Below are 19208 nucleotides of genomic sequence, written 5' to 3' on the forward strand. Positions count from 1 at the left end.
GTCCGTCACTCTCCGGCGAGGAGCTTGACCGGGTCCAGGGTCTCGTCGCCCTTGGTCCAGTTGCACGGGCACAGCTCGTCCGTCTGGAGGGCGTCCAGGACCCGCAGGACCTCCTTGGGGTTACGGCCGACGGAGCCGGCGGTCACCATGGAGAACTGGATCTCGTTGTTCTGGTCGACGATGAAGACGGCACGCTTGGCGAAGCCGTCCTCGCCCTCGATGCCGAGGTCGCGCATCAGCTCGTGCTTGGAGTCGGCCATCATCGGGAACGGCAGATCGCGCAGGTCTTCGTGGTCCTTGCGCCAGGCGTGGTGCACGAACTCCGAGTCACCGGAGAAGCCCAGGACCTGCGCGTCGCGGTCGGCGAACTCCTCGTTCAGCTTGCCGAAGGCCGCGATCTCGGTCGGGCAGACGAAGGTGAAGTCCTTCGGCCAGGCGAAGACGATCTTCCACTTACCCTCGTAGGTCTTGTGGTTGATCGTCTCGAACTCCTTGCCCTTCTCCAGCGAGACGCAGGCGGTCAGTTCGAACTCGGGGAACTTGTCACCGACAGTGAGCACACGCTCTCCTTGCAGCGAAGAGACACCCGTTCGGACAGGTGTCTCCCTTGGGTTGGACCTTACCGATCCTGGCACAGGCTGCATTGATACGGGAAATAGCTACACTCGGTCGGGTTGATCGGAGGTGCCTATCGATGACCGTGGGTAAGAGGAGACAGCCCAGCCTCGCCCAGCTGCGGGCCTTCGCCGCCGTCGCCGAACACCTCCACTTCCGGGACGCGGCCGCCGCGATCGGCATGAGCCAGCCCGCCCTGTCGGGTGCCGTTTCGGCGCTGGAGGAGACGCTCGGGGTCACGCTCCTCGAGCGCACGACCCGCAAGGTGCTCCTGTCACCCGCCGGCGAGCGTCTCGCCGTACGGGCGAAGGCGGTGCTGGCGGAGGTCGGAGCGCTGATGGAGGAGGCGGAGGCGGTCCGGGCGCCGTTCACCGGCGTGCTGCGCCTCGGGGTCATCCCGACGGTGGCGCCGTATCTGCTGCCCACGGTGCTGCGGCTGGTCCATGACCGCTATCCGCACCTCGACCTCCAGGTGCACGAGGAGCAGACCGCGAGCCTGATCGAGGGACTCACCAGCGGCCGCCTGGACCTGCTTCTCCTCGCCGTGCCGCTCGGCGTGCCCGGCATCGCCGAACTCCCGCTCTTCGACGAGGACTTCGTGCTCGTCACACCGCTCGACCACTGGCTCGGCGGCCGGGAGGGCATCCCGCGCGAGGAGCTCAAGGAGCTGAATCTGCTGCTCCTGGACGAGGGGCACTGCCTGCGCGACCAGGCCCTGGACATCTGCCGCGAGGCCGGCCGCGAGGACGCCCCCGTCACCACCACGGCGGCCGGACTGTCCACCCTGGTGCAGCTCGTCGCCGGCGGTCTCGGCGTCACCCTGCTGCCGCGCACCGCCGTGAAGGTCGAGACGACCCGCAGCAACCAGCTGCTGACCGGCTACTTCGCCGACCCGGCGCCCACCCGCCGCATCGCCCTCGCCATGCGCACGGCAGCCGCCCGCGGTGCGGAGTACCAGGAGCTGGCAGCCGCCCTGCGCGAGGCCCTGCGCCCGCTGCCCGTGTCCGTGTGCGACTGAGTGCTTCAGGCCGCCCCCCACGGCAATTCATTCACCCCGATCGGTCAAATGAGCGCCGAACAGAGTTCTTTGAGCCGACCGGAAACTCAACTTCCGTCAACTAGCGACAGGTTGGACAGCCGCGCCCGGAACATATGCGTGGGCTGATACACATTCCCCCCTCGGCGCGATGCGTCAGGCGTGTGTGCGAAAAGGCGAGGGGTGGGATGTCGGGCTACGAACACCTGGCACGGGCCCTGACCGCGTGCGGGCGTGACGCCTTCACCGGAGAGCTGAGGGTCCGCGGGACGCCCGGCGGCACGTTCCACTTCGCCGGCGGGCGGGTGGTCGCCGCCGAGTCCCCCGGCGCTCCCGGCCCCGAGGCGCTGCTGCTGCGCTCCGGGCGGGTCAGCGAAGAGCAGTGGGCCGCGCTGGTGCGGGAATCCGACGGCGCGCGCTGGCCTGCGACCGCGCTCATCGCGCACGGGTACACGGGGGCCGCCCAGCTCCGGGTCGTGTGCGCGATGGCGCTGTACGACGCCGCGTTCGCGACCGCCGCCGGACGGGTGGACGACTGCGAACGGGTCCCCACCACCGAGCCGTTCGCCCAGGTCCCCCTGGGGGAGCCACCCCTCAGCGTGATACAGGGCTCGGCCCGCAGGCTCACCGCCCTCGGCACGCTGCCGCACCCCGTGCACCCCGATCGGGAACGGCCCGTGCCCGCTCCCGTCGGCCCGGACACCTCGCTCACCGCCCTGCGGCGCGAGTTGTTCGCCCACGCCGACGGCCGCCGTACGGCCCGGGACCTCGCCTTCCGTCTCGGCCGGGGCGTCTACATCGTCACGGTCGAGGTCGCGCGGATGCTCGGCGACGGACTCCTGGTCTGCGCCGAGCTCCCCCCGCTGATTCCGGTTCGCCCCCTCCCGGAGGGCCGCTCCCTCCGGCCGCGCAAAGCCGCGCCCGCGGAGCCGCCGCCGACGCGCACCGACCTGCCCCGTCGCAGACCCGGCAAGTTCTTCCGCCTGCGGAATGGAACGACGAAATGAACCCGCCGATCAGATGTGAGAAGTAAGAGGAGAGTCGCGTACATGGATCACCAAGCACTGGCACTCGAAATGCGCGGTCTGCGCGAACAGGTCACCGGCATCACCGATACCGCGGTCGCCGCCGCCGACGGGCTGCTCATCGCCGCGGACACCGCCGACTCCATCGACCCCGAGGGCCTCGCCGCCCTCGCCGCGGCCGGTCTCGGCCTCGCGCGGCGCACCTCCGAAGTCACCTCCCGCGGCCGCCTGCGACGCACGGTGACGTACGGCAGCCACGGATGCGCCGCCCTCTACGCGGTCGGCGACACCGCCCTCATGGTCGTGCTCGGCGACGAGGGCATGGATGTGGACCACCTGAACCGGGCGACCCAGTCGGCCCTGCAACGCATCGATCTGATCCTCACCGACAAGGCAGCAGAAGGGGTTTGAAGGAATGGCGACGAAGCGCATGACCTCAGGCTTCTCCGACCAGGTGATGGGCCTGGTCAAACACCTCCGCACCGACGCGCCCGACTGCGTGGCCTCCGGGGTGGTCGACATGGCCACCGGCATGCTCCTGTCGTACGAGACCGTCGAGAACCACCCGCCGGAGGTCCTGGACCTGCTGGCGGGCGCGACCCTCGACCTGTTCCAGGGGCGTACGGTCGTGATGATCGAGGACGTCTTCAAGGAGCGCCGCGGGATCGCCAGTGACAACCACTTCTTCCAGGAGATCCTGGTCAACAGCGAGAACCTCACACACCTGTTCGTGCGGCTGAACGAGCAGCAGGACATAGTGGCCGTCGTCGTCTGCCGCAAATCGGTCAACGTGGGCATGCTGTTCGCGCAGGTACGCCGGGTGGTACGGGAGTACAGCCTCTGAAAGCGAAGGGCGGTGGGGGCTCCCCCGAAGGAACCCCCACCGCCCGCCGTGCCGCGCCCGGTCTACTCGGTACGCAGCCCGTCCGGCCGCATCAGCCGCAGCAGCGGCGGCAGGCTGAGCAGCGTCACCACGAGGACGACCGCGGCGCCGACGCCGGTCATCGACAGCACGCTCGTCCAGTCCACGCGCACCGAGGTGTCCGTCATCCGCAGCAGGACCGCGCCCAGCGTCATGCCCACCGCCGACGCCAGCAGCAGCCCCAGGCCGACCGGGATCGCCGTCTGCCACAGCACCGACAGGCTCAGCGTGCTGCGCCGGGTGCCGAAGGCGACCAGGGACGACAGCAGCTTCTTGCGCTCGCGCAGCTGCTCCAGCTGGGAGACCAGCAGGCTCGCGCCGATCAGCGCCAGCACACAGGTGGCGCCGACGAACAGGCCGGTGCGGATGGCGGTGAACCGGTCGGACCGCTCGACGGAGACCCACACCATGGGCTCCACGAACGGATCGACCCGCGCCGCCGTGTTCCGCACCTGGTCGCGCACGTCCGGTACGGACTCGTCGAGCCGCAGGTAGACCTGTCCCGGGACCAGCGACGCGGCCTGCTCGGGCAGGGCGCTCGGGGTCATCAGGAAGCCGCCGCGCTTGTAGCCGGTCGGGTCCCCGGTCGAGCGGGCCTCCTTCATGGTCCGCGGCACGGTCCAGGCGACCGGCTTGGCCCCCTCCTGGTCGCTGGAGGACTGGTCGAAGTACAGCGTCCGGCGCTTGGCCATCCCGGGCGTGGCGTCGTCGTACCGACCACCCCGCACGACGAAGGTGTCACCCTCGCGGCACGAGGGCAGCGACGCCATCTCGCGCAGCGAGGCGCAGTCGCCGACGGTCACCTGGGCGTAGCCGTCGGGGTTGTCGGGCTTGTCGCCGACGTATCCCTCGGAGTAGCCGAAGACCTTCGTCACGCCCTTGGTCGCCGCGAACTTCTCCTTCACCGCGGCGAGCGACAGCCCCTCCGGCACGGTCACCTGCATCTGGGCGCGGGACACGTCGTTGCCCGTGCTCTTGGTGTAGTCGCCCTCGACGCCGGCGAACAGCATCTGCAGTGCGATCGCGCCGGCCACCGCGACCGCGATGCCGTTGACCATGCGAGCCGCCGTACCGCTGCTCAACTGGAGCCTGCGGACGGCCAGTTGCCAGGCCACCCCACCCCGGCCGAGCCGGGCGACGACCGCTTCGACGATCCAGGGCAGCAGTGCGGTCACGCCGACCAGCAGCAGCATGACGCCCCCGATGACGAGGTACTGGTTGAAGTCGCCCTCGTCGCGCCCCTGCCCGACCATCGTGTAGAGCATCGCCAGTCCGGCCAGCGGCATCAGCAGCCGCCACCACAGCCGGCGCCGCGAGGGCTTGGCCGTACGCACCACACCGAGCGGCTCGATCACCACGCCGCGCAGCGCGAACTGCGTGACCAGCACGGCGGCGGCCGGGACCGCGACGGCGACCAGCAGCGCCAGGAGAGGGGAGGGGTTCAGGTAACTGGGGAACACGCTGTACCCGAAGACCTCGACGGTGCCCGCGATCTGACGCCCCACCAGGAAGAAGACGGTGCCGAAGACCAGCCCCAGTGCCGCCCCCGCCATCGCCTCGCCCGCGGCCACCCGCCGGGTCATCCGCCCGTCGGCGCCGACCAGCCGGAGCGCCGCCAGCCGCCGGTCGCGGCGCTCGCCGCCGAACCGTACGGCCGCGGCGATGAACACGGCGACCGGCATCAGCAGCACCACGAAGACGACGAGAATCAGCAGCAGCAGGACCGGGTCCATGCGCTCCTGCGGCGTCGCGTTCTCGTTCCCGAACCGGTCGATGCGGGTCACCGAACCGCCGTCGATCTTCGGAGCGAGTCCCTCGCCGCCCCGGTAGAAGGCGAGCTCGGCCGAGCCGATCAGCCCGGTTTCACCGATGGTCCCGATGATCCGCTCCGACAGCCGCTCCCGCAGCAGCGCCCCGTCGTCCGAATCCAGCAGCCGCTTCAGCGCGGGGGAGACCACCATCTCGCCCACCCGGGGGAGCCTCTCCACTCCCGGCGGCAGCGGCGCCCGCGGCCCCTCGGGTTCCAGCGTCCGCCCGCGGATGTCCTGGTCGCGGAAGGTCGTCCCGGTGTTCGCGACGACGAGGGTGCCGTCGCTCTTCTTCACCTTGGGCTCGCTGTAGGTGATGTCGGTGCGCGCCACCTCCCGGTCGTGCCGCACCGCCAGCGCGTTCGGGATCGCCGTCGTCAGCAGCAGCAGCGCCACCCCGAGCCCGACCCCGACGGCCGTCAGCAGGGCCCGGACCCATCCCTCGCGTCCGCCGGCGAAGGCGAACCGGACCCCCAGGCCCAGATCCTTGGCCCACTGACCCATGCTCATACGACGCGCTCCATGTCCCGGGACTTGCCGTCCCGTACGACGATCTCGCGGTCGGAGTAGGCGGCGACCCGGGCCTCGTGCGTGACGAGGACGACGGCCGCGTTGGTGGAGCGGGCCGCTTCGGTGAGCAGCTCCATCACGCGCTCGCCGTTGAGGGAGTCGAGCGCGCCGGTCGGCTCGTCGGCGAACAGCACGCGCGGGTTGGTGACCAGGGCGCGGGCGACGGCGACGCGCTGCCCCTGGCCGCCGGAGACCTCGCCGGGCCGCTTCTTGCGCAGGTCGTCGACCTCGAGGCGCTCCATCCAGGTCAGGGCGGCCTTCTCGGCCTCCTTGCGGGAGGTGCCGTTCAGCCGCAGCGGCAGGGCGACGTTCTCGACGCAGGTCAGCTCGGGCACGAGCTGGCCGAACTGGAAGACGAAGCCGAACTCGGAGCGTCTGAGGGCACTGCGCTGGGCGTCGTTCAGGGTGGCCAGCTCGCGCCCGTTGTAGGTGATGGATCCGGAGTCGGGCGGCACGATCCCGGCGAGACAGTGCAGCAGCGTCGACTTGCCGGAGCCGGAGGGCCCCATGACGGCGACGACCTCGCCGGGGTGGATGGAGAACTCGGCGCCGTCGAGGGCGACGGTCGGGCCGTAGGCCTTGCGCAGCTCTTCGGCCGCGAGCAGGGAACCGGGAGGGGGAGTCACTTGGCCACCACCTCGGCCAGCTTGTCGAGGCGCGCGGCGGTGAGCTCCAGCCAGCGCAGATCGGCCTCGAGGTGGAACAGGGCGTGGTCGCAGATCAGCTGATCGGCGAGGTCCCCCTTGCGCTTGCGGTCGGTGAGGATCCGCATCATGCGCAGGTGCTCGGCACGCTGGGTGTCGAGGATGTCGGCCGCGTTGCGCCGGGTGAGCAGCGCGAGGACGACCTTGGTGTACAGGGTTGACTGGAGGTACGGCTCCGGCTTCTCGGGCGTCGCGAGCCAGCGCTGTACGTCGGTGATCCCGGCGTCGGTGATCGCGTACCGCTTGCGCTCGGGCCCACCGCCGGGCTCGATCCCGTCGACCTCGACCAGCCCGTTCTTCAGCAGCCGGGACATCGTCGAGTAGACCTGGCCGTAGTGCAGCGGCCGGTCGTGACCGAACTTCTCGTCGAAGGCCCGCTTCAGGTCGTAGCCGTGGCGGGGGCCCGATTCCAGGAGCCCTAGAAGGGTGTGACCAATGGACATGACAGATGACTCTACTCGGGGTGTATACGCGGCATGTATACGCGGAGTGCCTAGGTCATGGCGCGGGGTACGGCGCCCCAGGTGGGGGCCGATTGTCACGGTTCTGCTACTGGGATTCGGGCGGGTCCACCGGGGGGCGCCCCCTGCGGGGAATCGGCTTGGCCTCACCCGGCAACCGCCCCGCCTCCGCGAGAGCGCGCCGCAGCAGGAACTCGATCTGGGCGTTGGCCGAGCGCAGTTCGTCCCCCGCCCACCGCGCCAGCGCCTCGTACACGGACGGGTCCAGCCGCAGCAGCACCTGCTTGCGCTGCTGCGGCCGCCGCCTCGGCGAGGACTCCTCCGAAGGGGCCGTCACTGGTAGAGCGTCCCGGTGTTGAGCACGGGCTGCGGTGCGCGGTCCCCGCACAGCACGACCATCAGGTTCGACACCATCGCCGCCTTCCGCTCCTCGTCCAGCTCCACGATGTCCTGCTCGGTGATCCGCGCGAGCGCCGCCTCGACCATGCCCACCGCCCCGTCGACGATCTGGCGCCGGGCCGCGACGACCGCCCCGGCCTGCTGCCGCTGGAGCATCGCGGAGGCGATCTCGGGAGCGTACGCGAGATGCGTGAAGCGCGACTCGATGATCTGCACGCCGGCCGCCTCCACGCGCGCGTGCAGTTCGGCGGCGAGCTTCTCGGTGATCTCCTCGGCGTTGCCGCGCAGTGACAGGCCGGCCTCGTCATGGGCGTCGTACGGGTACTCGATGGCGATGTGCCGCACCGCCGCCTCGGTCTGGGTGGACACGAACTCCAGGAAGTCGTCCACCTCGAAGGTGGCCTGCGCGGTGTCCTCGACCCTCCACACCACGACCGCGGCCAGCTCGATCGGGTTGCCGTAGGCGTCGTTGACCTTGAGGACCGCCGTCTCGTGGTTGCGGACGCGGGTCGAGATCTTCGTGCGGGACGTGAAGGGGTTCACCCACCGCAGTCCGTCCTGCCGGATCGTCCCGCGGTAGCGCCCGAAGAGCTGGACGACCCGCGCCTCGCCCGGCGCGACCATGTTCAGCCCGGACATGGCGAGGAGCGCGGCTATGCCGACCAGGATGCCGGTGATGATCAGCGCCGCCTGGGTGCCGGCCGCGGAGACGGTCGAGGCGCTCGCGATCAGACCCGCGCCGAGCAGCAGCCCGACCAGGCCCAGCAGCAGGGCGAGTCCGCCCCCGATGCTGTGCGCGGTGAACTCGCGCACGCGTGGGGCGGGCATGGCGGGTACGTCGGCTGCGGCGGACGTGCGATCGGTGGTCATGGTGGTGTTCCCCCGTTTCGTCGTTAGCTTCGGTCTAGCTAAGTGATATCACTTTATCCCACGCAAGCAACCCTCCGCACCCCTCAGCCGTCGGTTCCGTTGGGACAGGTGCTGATTGTCACGTCCGCAAAAGACCGGATCGACCGTCCTTTGTCACAACTTCCGGTGTTAGCTTTCTGAGCTGACCTGGGCCACGAACCTGTGTGGCAGGAGTGCACACAAAAGCGAATCGGAGCGGAACGGACCCATGGGACGAGCGGAAGAAAGACGAGCGCGCCAGCGTGGTGGGCGCCGCGCCGCGCCCCGGCGCTCGTCGGAGATGCCGTCGGCGGCGGCCGGCGGCGACTCGGTCACCGTGGTGGGCCCGTCGGGCACCCCGGGAGGCCGGGCGGCGGCCCGCCGGGCGGCCAAGGCCGCGGGCAAGGGCGGCAGCGGCAAGGGGCGAATACGCCGGCTCTTCACCTGGAAGAAGATCCTCGGCACATTCCTCGGCGTGTGCCTGCTCGGCATCGGGGCCTTCATCGCGCTGTACCTGATGGTCGACATCCCCAAGGACAACGCCGCCGCCCAGGCCGCCCAGCGCCAGAGCAACGTCTACAAGTTCAGCGACGGCTCGACCCTGGCCCGCGCCGGCAAGGTCAACCGCGAGATCGTGGACCTGTCCAAGGTGCCGAAGCCGGTCCAGCGCACCTTCGTCGCGGCGGAGAACAAGACCTTCTACCACGACAACGGCATCGACCTGAAGGGCACGGCCCGCGGCGTGCTCAACACGCTGATGGGCAAGGGCGCGCAGGGTGGTTCGACGATCACCCAGCAGTACGTCAAGAACTACTACCTCAGCCAGGAACAGACGGTCAGCCGCAAGCTCAAGGAGATGGTCATCTCCTTGAAGGTGGACCGGGAGATGAGCAAGGACGAGATCCTCGCGGGCTACATCAACACCAGCTACTACGGCCGCAACGCCTACGGCATCCAGGCCGCCGCCCAGGCCTACTACGGCGTCGACGCCAAGAAGCTCAAGGTCGAACAGGGCGCGTATCTGGCCGCGTTGCTGCAGGCGCCGAGCCAGTACGACTGGACGGCCGCGTCCGAAACCGGCAGGAAACTGGTCACCGCCCGCTGGAACTACGTCCTGGACAACATGGTCGAGGAGGGCTGGCTCAGCCAGTCCGAGCGCCAGGGCATGGTGTTCCCCAAGCCGAAGGAGCCCAAGCCCACCGCGGGCCAGGAGGGCCAGAAGGGCTATCTGATCGACCTCGCCAACCGTCAGCTGGAGGACCAGCTGATGAAGCAGCAGGGCCTCAGCCGCCCCGAGGCCGAGCGGGCGGTCGTCGACCAGGGCTGGACCATCACCCTGAACATCGACAAGAAGAAGCAGGCCGCGCTGGAGAAGGCCGTCAAGGCACAGCTGACCAGCAAGCTGGACAAGAAGAAGCGGAAGGTCGACGCGGACATCCAGGCCGGCGCGGTCTCCGTCGACCCCAAGACGGGCAAGGTCGTGGCCCTCTACGGCGGCGTGGACTACTTCGACCACTACTTCAGCAACGCGACCCGCACCGACTACCAGCCGGCGTCGACGTTCAAGCCGGTCATCCTGGCCGCCGCCCTGGAGGAGAACGCCGAGACCCAGGACGGCAAGCCGATCACCGCGAACACGGTCTACGACGGCACCAGCAAGCGGCCCGTCGTGAAGAACGGCTCCAAGGTCGGGTTCGCCCCCGAGAACGAGGACGACTACAGCTACGGCGACGTCACCGTGCAGACGGCGATGAACAAGTCCGTCAACTCCGTCTTCGCGCAGATGGGCATCGACGTCGGCATGGAGAACGTCATGGACGTGGCCGCCAAGCTCGGCATGGACACCAGCAACGAGGAGGCCGTACCCGCCCAGACCCTGGGCACCATGGGCGCCAGCCCGCTGCAGATGGCCGGCGTGTACGCCACCCTCGACAACCACGGCAAGAAGGTCACCCCGAGCATCATCAAGGCGGCCGAGCACAACAGCAGTGAGGTCGCGCTGCCGGACCCGATCGGCGAGCAGGTCATCAGCCCTCAGTCCGCCGACAGCGTGACCTCGGTGCTGACGGGCGTGGTCGACGACGGTACGGCCCGCGAGTCGGTGCGCGGCAACCCGCAGCGTGACGGCCGGAAGGTCGCGGGCAAGACGGGTACGTCCGACGACAACAAGTCGGCCTGGTTCACCGGTTACACACCGGACCTGGTGACCTCGGTGGGCCTGTTCGGCGAGGACGACAAGCCTCCGCACAAGCAGGTCGCGATGTACGGCGCCGGCGGCGAGGAGCGCGTCAACGGCGGTACCTTCCCGGCGGAGATCTGGGCGGCGTACATGTTCGGCGTGACGAAGACGGACGCCAGGTTCGACCTCGACACCGACCAGGGCGCCGCGGTCCAGCCGACCTGGACACCGACACCGACGCAGGAGCCGACGACTCAGGAGCCGACGGAGGAACCGACGACCAAGGAGCCGACGGAAGAGCCGACGACCGAGGAGCCGACGGAAGAGCCGACGACTCAGGAGCCGACGGAAGAGCCGACGACCGAGGAGCCGACGGAGGAACCGACGGGCCGACCGACGGACGACGTCACCCTGGACCCGGTCAGACCCGGCAACGGTCAGTGAGGAAACGCGAAGGGCGCCCGGCGTGTTGCCGGGCGCCCTTCGCGCTCCGCGTCAGGCGAGCGTGACCTCCCAGTCACTGCAGTTGCGGATCGAGTCCCTGCTTGCTTCGAGGCTGCCGGCCCAGTCGCCGATGCAGGCCTTGAAGTTGATGGTGGTCCCCTCGTACAGGTCCATGTTGACGTCGCGTACCGAGTTCACGCCGTCTCTGTTGAAGTACGTGAACCAGTGGTACCGGTCCTCGGACGCGTCCCACCAGCGGAACAGCGCGACCGCGGAGTGCCCGTCCTTCTCGGTGTCCTTGATGAGCAGGTGGTCGCCGTCCTCCTTCCAGTCCACGCGCGACCCCGCCGGGAAGGATTCGGCGGTCCGGTCGTACTGACTCGCGTAGGCGAGGCCCCCCTGGGTGCCGGCCAGCACCGCGGCGCCGAGCAGCGCCATAAGCCCCCGCTGGGCAATCTTGTTCATCGGTGGTTCCCCCTTCATGGTCTGCGGATCATCCGCGCTCGAAAATATATGCGATATCGCGGAGCGGGGGTGGGGGATATCCGCAGAGCTGATCCACCGTCAAAGGGGCCTGGTGCGCGTCACCCCCGGTTCAACTCGAACCAGACGACCTTCCCGGTGCTCAACCGCGTCGCGCCCCAGCGCCGGGCCAGTCGGTTGACCAGGTACAGGCCGCGGCCGCCCTCGTCCGTGGCCCGTGCCTGCCGGAGCCGTGGCAGCTGGGGAACGTCGTCGCCCACCTCGCAGCGCAGGACGTCGGTGCGCAGCAGTCGCAGCGTCACCGGCCGGGAGGCGTAGCGGACGGCGTTCGTCACGACCTCGCTGACCAGCAGCTCGACCGAGTCCGAGAGGTCCTCCATGCCCCAGCGGGCCAGGGCGCGCCGGGCCAGCCGCCGGGCCCGCCCCGGCGCCGCGTCCTCAGGCTCCAGGAACCAGTACGCGACGTCGCTGGGCGCGATCCCGTCGAAGCGGGCGGCGAGGAGCGCGATGTCGTCGTCCCGGTCGCCCGGGCCGAGCATGTCGAGGACCTCGTCGCAGAGGGCTTCCAGGGGCGGCGGATGGTCGGGGCCGGTCAACTGCGCGGTCGCGGCGAGCTTCTCGCGCAGCTGCTCTATGCCGGTCCACACGTCACGCAGACGGGACTCGACCAGGCCGTCGGTGTACAGGAGCAGCGTCGCCCCGGCCGGCGCGTCCAGCTCCACGGCCTCGAAGTCGACGCCGCCGACGCCGATCGGCGCGCCCGCCGGAACGCGCAGTACCTCCGCCCGGCCGCCCAGGTGCAGCAGGACGGGCGGCGGATGGCCGGCGTTGGCGATGGTGATGCGGTGCGAGACCGGGTCGTAGACGGCGTACAGGCAGGTCGCCATGCGGTCGGTGCCCAGTCGCTGGGCCTGCTCGTCCAGGTGGTGCAGGACCTCCTGCGGCGGCAGGTCGAGGCCGGCGAGGGTCTGGGCCGTCGTCCGCAGCTGGCCCATGATCGCGGCCGATGTCATGGAGTGGCCCATGACGTCACCGACGACCAGCGCCACACGGCTGCCCGGCAGCGGGATCGCGTCGTACCAGTCGCCGCCCACCCGGGCCGTCTCGGCCGCCGGGAGGTAGCGGGAGGCCAGTCGTACGCCCGTCGGACGCGGCAGCGTCTCCGGGAGCATGGTCCGCTGCAGCTCGTCGGCGATGTACGCCTCACGGCCGTACAGCACCGCCTTGTCGATGCCCAGCGCGCTGTGCGTGGCGAGCTGGGCGGCGACCAGGAGGTCGTCGGGCTCGAAGGCGATGCGGTCCGGGCGGCGCAGGAAGACGGCGGCGCCGATGACCCGGCGGCGGCCGCGCAGCGGGGCGAGGATCGCGCGCTGACCGTCAGGAATGATCAACTCACCGTCGTCGCCGAGCAGTTCGGGCAGGGCGGCGCGGGCGGCGGGCGCGTCGGCGAAGACGGGACGTACGCCGCGCAGCACCTCGGCGAGTGCGCCGCCGGGCCGTACCTCGCACAGTTCGGCGGTGGCGGCGGACAGTTCGGCCAGCTCGGTCGGCTCCGACTGCTGCTGGGCCGGCAGGAAGCCGCCCTCGGTGTCCCGCTCCTCCGGGATGCGGTCGGTGCGGCGCAGCCGCAGCACGACGGGGCCCGTGGGCCGCTCGTCGCCGACCGGCAGCGGGTCGCGCAGATAGACGAGGATCGCGTCGGAGAAGGTCGGCACGGTCGCCCGGCACAGCCCCATCACGATCTCGTCCAGGTCGATGCCGCGGGCGATCCGCCGCGTGGCGGCGCCCACGAAGCGCAGCCGGTCCCCGTCCCGCCGCATCGGCGTGGGCCGCCCGGGCGGCAGCCCCTGTCCGGTGCGCCGCTCCGCGGACGCCTGCGACTGCTCGGTGCCCGGCTGGGGCGGTATGGCCTCCGGAACGGGCCGCGGCCGGTGTGTGTCGGGCTCGGCGGCGACGGAGGGCTGCGAGTGCTCTGGGCCGTTGCCGGCGATGACTGGGGGCTCCTTGCTCGGGCCGGACGGTGCGGTGGTGCCCGGCGTGGAAGGGGTCTCTCCGGTGCGCGCCTGCGCGGGTAAGGCAGTGCCGCTGCCGCAGGCTCCGCCAGGGGTGTGCGGCGGCGTGGGATGCGCTGCCGACGGTGTCGAGGTACGCACGAGCGCCCCGCGGGGCTCCGCGGGGTCGACGCCCGTCTCGGGGCGTTCGAAGGAGGTCGGCTGCTCCGTCACGCCTTTCGAATCCATCCGTCCGGGGCTGCGCGCCATGCGTGCAGTTCGTCCCGCCGAAACTCCGATACCCGGAATACGTGCCCCAGGAACGGAATTACCGCGTGGCCAGAGGCAGTTCCTGTGCCACCGGTGGGCCGTCTCCCGGCCGTACCGGCATCGCCCTGGTAACCCTCGCTCACGTCCTGCCGCCCCTCGGTGACGATCGGTCAAGCTCGGCGCACACTTAGGAAGTTACCCCTGCGCGCCCTTGCGGAGGACGATCCTACGTTTGTTGCCCGGGGGCGCATCAAGGGTCTCATGAGGACATGTGCGCGGGTGCGCGATCCCAGTCCTCAGGCAAAGAAGGTACAGCCCAGGCGGGATCCGGGCGCCAGTGCGGCCAGCCGTCGGCGAACGGCGGCCCCCAGGCACGGATCACCTCGACCGCCTCCCGCCCGGCCTCCCGCACCTGCGCGGCCAGCCGCTCGTCGATCAGCCCGTCCCGCTGGGCCTGCGCGAACTCGTCCTCGTCCCGCCAGTGCCAACTGCGGTCCGGGTGCACGGAGATGTCGAGGAAGTGGTCCTCGGAGTCGACCCCGCGCGCCCAACGGGCCAGCGGTTCCTCAAGATTCACGTACCAGTTCTTGAACCGCCACCCGGGCTCCCAGAACAGCCACACCGACCACGGCTCACCGGGCCGGGCGAGCTTGAGCACCCCGGTGCCGAACCACCGGTCGCGCTGGACGGCACGCGGCTTGGTGTACCGCGTCTCGAGCGGCTCCAGGTGCACGGCCGTTCCGTCGGCGAGCACCGGCTTGATGCACTCCGTCCCCGGAGCCAGCCATACGGCGAGGATCTCGTCGTCGTCCCGTACGACGGTGACCGGACGTGCGATGTGGAAGCGACGACCGGCGTTCTCCCGGTACCGCCACAGGATCTGCGTCCCGGGCGCCCAGAAGCCCGTCGAACCGCCCGCTTCCACTTCCCTCGTCACCGCTCCACCGTCTGCCATGCACAGATATTAGGTGCCACAGGCATACGACGCTGCGGCGCCCGTCACGGTTCACGCCGTAGCGAGGGCAGACCGACGACTCGTTACGGCCGCGTCATCCGCAGGACATCAAGGGCCTCGTCCAACTGCTGAAGCGTGAGGTCACCGCGCTCCACGTACCCGCTCTCCAGGACGACTTGGCGGATCGTCCTCCGCTCGGCGAGGGCCTTCTTGGCGACCTTGGCGGCCTCCTCGTACCCGATGTACTTGTTGAGCGGGGTGACCACGGCGGGTGACGACTCGGCGTACTCCAGGGCCCGTTCGCGGTGGGCGACGATGCCGTCGACGGTCCGGTCGGCGAGCAGCCGCGAGACGTGGGACAACAACCGGATGGATTCCAGGGCGTTCTTCGCGATGACCGGAAGCATCACATTCAGCTCGAAGTTGCCGGCGGCTCCGGCGGTGGCCACGGTGGCGTCATTGCCGACGACCTGCGCGGCGACCATGAGCACGGCCTCCGGAATGACCGGATTGACCTTGCCGGGCATGATCGACGACCCCGGCTGGAGGTCGGGCAGACTGATCTCCGCGAGGCCGGTGCGCGGCCCGGACGACATCCACCGCAGGTCGTTCGCGATCTTCGTCAGCCCGACCGCGATCGTCCTGAGCTGCCCGCTGGTCTCGACGATGCCGTCCCGGGCACCCTGCGCCTCGAAGTGGTCCCGTGCCTCGGTGAGCGGCAGCCCGGTGGCGCGGGCCACCTCCTCGATGACGGCGGCGGAGAAGCCGGGAGGGGTGTTGATGCCGGTGCCTACGGCCGTACCGCCGAGAGGGAGTTCGGCGAGCCGGGGGAGGGAGGCGTGCAGCCGCTCGATGCCGTAGCGCACCTGGGCGGCGTACCCGCCGAACTCCTGCCCCAGCGTCACGGGCGTGGCGTCCATGAGGTGGGTCCGCCCCGACTTCACGACATCCGCGAACTCCTCGGCCTTGCGGGTGAGGGAGTCGGCCAGGTGCTCCAGGGCCGGGACGAGGTCGCGGGTGACGGCGGCGGTGGCGGCGATGTGGATGGAGGAGGGGAAGACGTCGTTGGACGACTGGGACGCGTTGACGTGATCGTTCGGATGGACGTCCCGGCCGAGGCGCTCGGTCGCGAGGGTGGCGATGACCTCGTTGGTGTTCATGTTGGACGAGGTCCCGGACCCCGTCTGGAACACGTCCACGGGGAAGTGCTCGTCCCACCGTCCTTCGGCGACCTCTTCAGCGGCTTCCTGAATGGCCTCGGCGATGTCCTTGTCGAGCACCCCGAGCCGCGCGTTCACCTTGGCGGCGGCCCCCTTGATCCGGGCGAGCGCCTCGATGTGGGCCCGCTCGATCCGCTGGCCGGAGATGGGAAAGTTCTCGACGGCACGCTGAGTCTGCGCCCGCCACTTCGCTTCGGCGGGGACCCGGACCTCGCCCATGGAGTCGTGCTCGATGCGGTAGTCGCTCATGCCGGGTACAGCGTCGCAGACGGCCGGGATGTTCCGTGGCCTGCGCTGAACGGGGCACCGGGGCAGCTCAGCACCTGGGATCACCCTGGGGGGAGATCGCGCACTCGGTCACGAAGGGGTCGGTCGGACGCAGCTGGAACGTCTGCTCGCGGTGTTCGGCGATGCCATGGACCCGGAAGGCCTTGCCGTTGTTCGTGATCTCCTGCGTGTGGGTTCCTTCGGAGTCGACGTAGGTGGCCTCGAACGCCCTCCAGGTGCAGTCCTTCGTACCGGAGGTGACCTCGATCCGCAGTCCGCCCGGGGTGGCCCCGTTGCCGAGGTCGATCTTCCGGTGGGCGAAGAACGGCTCTCCGAAGTCCTCTTCGTCGGTGGCGAGCGGAACGGGATCGGAGCGTGTCAGGTCGAAGAGCATGCCCTCGTAGCCACCGCCTCCCTGCCCCCGTCTCTCGATGACCGCGACCGCCTTGGCCGGAGTGCAGCTGACGCCCTTCACCCGCAGGTCGTTGACGACGAGGCCGGCCTGCCGGTCGCTGATGAGGTCCACCAGCCAGGCCTCCGAGTACCCGGGGTACGAGACCCCCATGGCGGGGTGGCCGACGACGCTGTACGAGACGCCCCGGCCGTGACGGGCGTCCATGAAGGGCTGGAGCCTGTCGGCGTCCTCCAAGGTCATGCCGAGCAGCGTGCGCTTGTCCTCGGCGGAGAACGGTGAGTCGAAGAGGGCCGCCTCGGGATCCTCCGTGTCCAGCCGGACGATGGCCGTGAAGGCCTGGCCCTCTCGGTCCACCTTGTCGTCGGCCTCACTGGCGACACGAGCGTCGTGCTCGGCGAACACCGAGTCGACGATCTTGGTGGCGAAGACTCCCAGGCCCGCGAATACCGCCGCGCAGACCAGACTGACCGCGATCCTCCGGTTGCGGGCCCGCCGCTCCAGACCCACCGCTTCGGGAACGACCGCGGCGATGACGTCGTCCGCCAGCGGGGTCGTGAGGGGTTCCCGCTCGGGCGGCGGCGTATCGGTGTCTGACATGAAGCGGCCTCGGGAGTAAAGAACCGTGACGGAAAGCGAGCTGATGCTACGTCACGGCTCCTGCTCCAGGTGAGGCTGGGCGGCGTGGGCGGGACACCTGCCCCGCCGCCCGGCCAGGCACTGGGCGGCAGCCCCTGGAAGATGGGACGGGTGGGGGCGGCGGGGGCGGGAACCCTCCGCCGCCCCGAAGGCACTACGCCAGCCCCGGCCCCCGGACCGGAATGGACGTGAACGTCGGCGCCGGCGCCGGGTCCTGGAAGAAGTCGTTGCCCTTGTCGTCGACCACGATGAACGCCGGGAAGTCCTCGACCTCGATCTTCCAGACGGCCTCCATGCCGAGCTCCTCGTACTCGACGACCTCGACCTTCTTGATGCAGTCCTGGGCGAGGCGGGCGGCGGGGCCGCCGATGGAGCCGAGGTAGAAGCCGCCGTGCGTGCCGCAGGCGTCCGTGACCTGCTTGCTGCGGTTGCCCTTCGCCAGCATCACCTTGGAGCCGCCCGCCGCCTGGAACTGCTCGACGTAGGAGTCCATGCGGCCGGCCGTGGTCGGGCCGAAGGAGCCGGAGGCGTAGCCCTCGGGGGTCTTGGCCGGGCCCGCGTAGTAGACCGGGTGGTCCTTCAGGTACTGCGGCATCTCCTCGCCCGCGTCGAGGCGCTCCTTGATCTTGGCGTGCGCGATGTCACGGGCCACGACCAGCGGGCCGGTGAGCGAGAGCCGGGTCTTGACCGGGTACTTGGTCAGTTCGGCGAGGATGTCGTCCATCGGCTGGTTGAGGTCGATCCTGACGACGTCGCCGTCGGCCTCGAGGTGCTCGTCCGTCGTCTCCGGCAGGAACCGCGCCGGGTCCGTCTCCAGCTGCTCAAGGAAGACACCCTCAGCGGTGATCTTCGCGACCGCCTGACGGTCGGCGGAGCAGGACACGGCGATGGCGACGGGGCACGAGGCACCGTGCCGCGGCAGGCGCACGACCCGCACGTCATGGCAGAAGTACTTCCCGCCGAACTGCGCCCCGATCCCGATCTTCTGCGTCAGCTCGAAGACCTTCTCCTCCAGCTCCTTGTCCCGGAACCCGTGCCCGAGCGGCGAGCCCTCGGCCGGGATCTCGTCCAGGTAGTGCGCGGAGGCGTACTTCGCGGTCTTGAGGGCGTATTCCGCGCTCGTACCGCCCACCACGATCGCCAGGTGGTACGGCGGACAGGCGGCCGTACCCAGCGAACGGATCTTCTCCTCCAGGAACTTCATCATGGAGGCCTCGTTCAGGACGGCCTTCGTCTCCTGGTACAGGAAGGACTTGTTGGCGGAGCCGCCGCCCTTCGCCATGAACAGGAACTTGTAGGCGCCGCCGTCGGTGGCGTACAGCTCGATCTGCGCGGGGAGGTTCGAGCCGGTGTTCTTCTCCTCCCACATGGTGAGCGGAGCCATCTGCGAGTACCGGAGATTGAGCCTGGTGTACGCGTCGTAGATGCCGCGCGACAGGGCTTCCTCGTCCCCGCCCTGCGTCAGCACGTTCTGCCCGCGCTTGCCCATCACGATCGCCGTACCGGTGTCCTGGCACATCGGCAGGACGCCCGCCGCCGCGATGTTCGCGTTCTTCAGCAGGTCGAGGGCGACGAACTTGTCGTTGCTCGACGCCTCGGGGTCGTCGATGATGCGCCGCAGCTGGGCGAGGTGGGCGGGGCGCAGGTAGTGCTGGATGTCGTGGATGGCCTCCTCGGCCAGCTTGCGCAGCGCCTCCGGCTCCACCTTGAGGAACGTCCGACCGTCGGCCTCGAAGGTGGAGACACCCTCGGAGGTCACCAGCCGGTACGGGGTGGTGTCCTCTCCCATGGGGAGCAGATCGGTGTACGCGAACTCAGGCATGTCGCCCATTCCTCACTCGACAGACAGCGGCTGGCCTCCGTTGGCAGCGTCCACCAGCGTAGAACCTGCCACTGACGGCGAGCTTGTGAGGTAGGGCT

Annotated in this window: 17 protein-coding genes; 5 read left to right on the top strand and 12 right to left on the bottom strand. The window is 69.9% G+C overall.

Features of this window, described 5'->3' with window-relative positions:
* Positions 1-5: 5 nt before the first annotated feature.
* Positions 6-560, bottom strand: a complete 555-nt coding sequence (locus tag ACIBU0_RS09755; protein ID WP_398814349.1) for a peroxiredoxin — start codon at positions 558-560, stop codon at positions 6-8.
* Between the two features lie 134 nt (positions 561-694).
* Here ACIBU0_RS09755 and ACIBU0_RS09760 point away from each other — a divergent pair, with 134 nt between their 5' ends.
* The 4 genes from ACIBU0_RS09760 to ACIBU0_RS09775 all read left to right on the top strand — a co-directional run bounded on the left by ACIBU0_RS09760 (position 695) and on the right by ACIBU0_RS09775 (position 3520).
* Positions 695-1633: a LysR substrate-binding domain-containing protein gene (locus tag ACIBU0_RS09760; protein WP_398814352.1), complete on the top strand. Its 939-nt coding sequence runs from the start codon at positions 695-697 to the stop codon at positions 1631-1633.
* Between the two features lie 206 nt (positions 1634-1839).
* Complete coding sequence (locus tag ACIBU0_RS09765; RefSeq protein WP_398814355.1) at positions 1840-2658, top strand: MarR family transcriptional regulator; 819 nt, start codon at positions 1840-1842, stop codon at positions 2656-2658.
* 42 nt (positions 2659-2700) lie between these two features.
* Positions 2701-3087, top strand: a complete 387-nt coding sequence (locus tag ACIBU0_RS09770; protein WP_398814358.1) for a roadblock/LC7 domain-containing protein — start codon at positions 2701-2703, stop codon at positions 3085-3087.
* 4 nt (positions 3088-3091) lie between these two features.
* A complete protein-coding gene (locus tag ACIBU0_RS09775) occupies positions 3092-3520 on the top strand; it encodes a hypothetical protein (protein ID WP_398814361.1) in 429 nt (142 codons plus the stop codon).
* Positions 3521-3582: 62 nt separating this feature from the next.
* On the opposite strand, the gene ACIBU0_RS09780 is transcribed toward ACIBU0_RS09775, so the two are convergent.
* From ACIBU0_RS09780 to ACIBU0_RS09800, 5 genes are all read right to left on the bottom strand, one after another.
* Positions 3583-5916 (bottom strand): ABC transporter permease, encoded by a 2334-nt coding sequence (locus ACIBU0_RS09780; protein ID WP_398814364.1) that lies wholly within the window; start codon positions 5914-5916, stop codon positions 3583-3585.
* On the bottom strand, positions 5913-6602 hold the full coding sequence (locus ACIBU0_RS09785; RefSeq protein WP_398814367.1) for an ABC transporter ATP-binding protein: 690 nt from the start codon (positions 6600-6602) through the stop codon (positions 5913-5915). Before ACIBU0_RS09785 ends, ACIBU0_RS09780 begins: the two co-directional genes overlap by 4 nt.
* Complete coding sequence (locus ACIBU0_RS09790; protein WP_031483740.1) at positions 6599-7123, bottom strand: PadR family transcriptional regulator; 525 nt, start codon at positions 7121-7123, stop codon at positions 6599-6601. The genes ACIBU0_RS09785 and ACIBU0_RS09790 overlap by 4 nt, the downstream gene beginning before the upstream one ends.
* A 106-nt stretch (positions 7124-7229) precedes the next feature.
* Positions 7230-7478, bottom strand: a complete 249-nt coding sequence (locus ACIBU0_RS09795; RefSeq protein WP_398814371.1) for a hypothetical protein — start codon at positions 7476-7478, stop codon at positions 7230-7232.
* On the bottom strand, positions 7475-8410 hold the full coding sequence (locus ACIBU0_RS09800; RefSeq protein ID WP_398814374.1) for an SPFH domain-containing protein: 936 nt from the start codon (positions 8408-8410) through the stop codon (positions 7475-7477). The genes ACIBU0_RS09795 and ACIBU0_RS09800 overlap by 4 nt, the downstream gene beginning before the upstream one ends.
* A 247-nt stretch (positions 8411-8657) precedes the next feature.
* Here ACIBU0_RS09800 and ACIBU0_RS09805 point away from each other — a divergent pair, with 247 nt between their 5' ends.
* Positions 8658-11051 carry a transglycosylase domain-containing protein gene (locus tag ACIBU0_RS09805; protein WP_398814377.1) on the top strand — a complete coding sequence of 798 codons (2394 nt, stop codon included), beginning with the start codon at positions 8658-8660 and terminating at the stop codon, positions 11049-11051.
* A gap of 51 nt (positions 11052-11102) precedes the next feature.
* Here ACIBU0_RS09805 and ACIBU0_RS09810 read toward each other — a convergent pair whose 3' ends face one another.
* From ACIBU0_RS09810 to ACIBU0_RS09835, 6 genes are all read right to left on the bottom strand, one after another.
* Positions 11103-11516, bottom strand: a complete 414-nt coding sequence (locus tag ACIBU0_RS09810; RefSeq protein WP_398814379.1) for a hypothetical protein — start codon at positions 11514-11516, stop codon at positions 11103-11105.
* 119 nt (positions 11517-11635) lie between these two features.
* The gene (locus tag ACIBU0_RS09815) at positions 11636-13759 is read right to left on the bottom strand and encodes a SpoIIE family protein phosphatase (RefSeq protein WP_398814382.1); all 2124 of its coding nucleotides are present in this window, start codon (positions 13757-13759) and stop codon (positions 11636-11638) included.
* 295 nt (positions 13760-14054) lie between these two features.
* On the bottom strand, positions 14055-14750 hold the full coding sequence (locus tag ACIBU0_RS09820; RefSeq protein ID WP_398814384.1) for a DUF402 domain-containing protein: 696 nt from the start codon (positions 14748-14750) through the stop codon (positions 14055-14057).
* A gap of 83 nt (positions 14751-14833) precedes the next feature.
* A complete protein-coding gene (locus tag ACIBU0_RS09825; protein WP_398814387.1) occupies positions 14834-16219 on the bottom strand; it encodes a class II fumarate hydratase in 1386 nt (461 codons plus the stop codon).
* Between the two features lie 67 nt (positions 16220-16286).
* On the bottom strand, positions 16287-17249 hold the full coding sequence (locus ACIBU0_RS09830) for a hypothetical protein (protein ID WP_398814390.1): 963 nt from the start codon (positions 17247-17249) through the stop codon (positions 16287-16289).
* A 193-nt stretch (positions 17250-17442) separates the two neighbouring features.
* Complete coding sequence (locus ACIBU0_RS09835; RefSeq protein ID WP_398814392.1) at positions 17443-19110, bottom strand: fumarate hydratase; 1668 nt, start codon at positions 19108-19110, stop codon at positions 17443-17445.
* Positions 19111-19208: the final 98 nt, after the last annotated feature.

The sequence above is a fragment of the Streptomyces sp. NPDC049627 genome (assembly GCF_044465645.1).
In the GTDB taxonomy this organism is placed as follows: Bacteria; Actinomycetota; Actinomycetes; order Streptomycetales; family Streptomycetaceae; genus Streptomyces.

Coding starts and splice junctions, on each gene's coding strand:
- ACIBU0_RS09835 (WP_398814392.1), bottom strand. CDS start 19,110: ATGCCTGAGTTCGCGTACACCGATCTGCTCCCCATGGGAGAGGACACC.
- ACIBU0_RS09775 (WP_398814361.1), top strand. CDS start 3,092: ATGGCGACGAAGCGCATGACCTCAGGCTTCTCCGACCAGGTGATGGGC.
- ACIBU0_RS09805 (WP_398814377.1), top strand. CDS start 8,658: ATGGGACGAGCGGAAGAAAGACGAGCGCGCCAGCGTGGTGGGCGCCGC.
- ACIBU0_RS09770 (WP_398814358.1), top strand. CDS start 2,701: ATGGATCACCAAGCACTGGCACTCGAAATGCGCGGTCTGCGCGAACAG.
- ACIBU0_RS09780 (WP_398814364.1), bottom strand. CDS start 5,916: ATGAGCATGGGTCAGTGGGCCAAGGATCTGGGCCTGGGGGTCCGGTTC.
- ACIBU0_RS09820 (WP_398814384.1), bottom strand. CDS start 14,750: ATGGCAGACGGTGGAGCGGTGACGAGGGAAGTGGAAGCGGGCGGTTCG.
- ACIBU0_RS09800 (WP_398814374.1), bottom strand. CDS start 8,410: ATGACCACCGATCGCACGTCCGCCGCAGCCGACGTACCCGCCATGCCC.
- ACIBU0_RS09760 (WP_398814352.1), top strand. CDS start 695: ATGACCGTGGGTAAGAGGAGACAGCCCAGCCTCGCCCAGCTGCGGGCC.
- ACIBU0_RS09825 (WP_398814387.1), bottom strand. CDS start 16,219: ATGAGCGACTACCGCATCGAGCACGACTCCATGGGCGAGGTCCGGGTC.
- ACIBU0_RS09830 (WP_398814390.1), bottom strand. CDS start 17,249: ATGTCAGACACCGATACGCCGCCGCCCGAGCGGGAACCCCTCACGACC.
- ACIBU0_RS09790 (WP_031483740.1), bottom strand. CDS start 7,123: ATGTCCATTGGTCACACCCTTCTAGGGCTCCTGGAATCGGGCCCCCGC.
- ACIBU0_RS09810 (WP_398814379.1), bottom strand. CDS start 11,516: ATGAACAAGATTGCCCAGCGGGGGCTTATGGCGCTGCTCGGCGCCGCG.
- ACIBU0_RS09765 (WP_398814355.1), top strand. CDS start 1,840: ATGTCGGGCTACGAACACCTGGCACGGGCCCTGACCGCGTGCGGGCGT.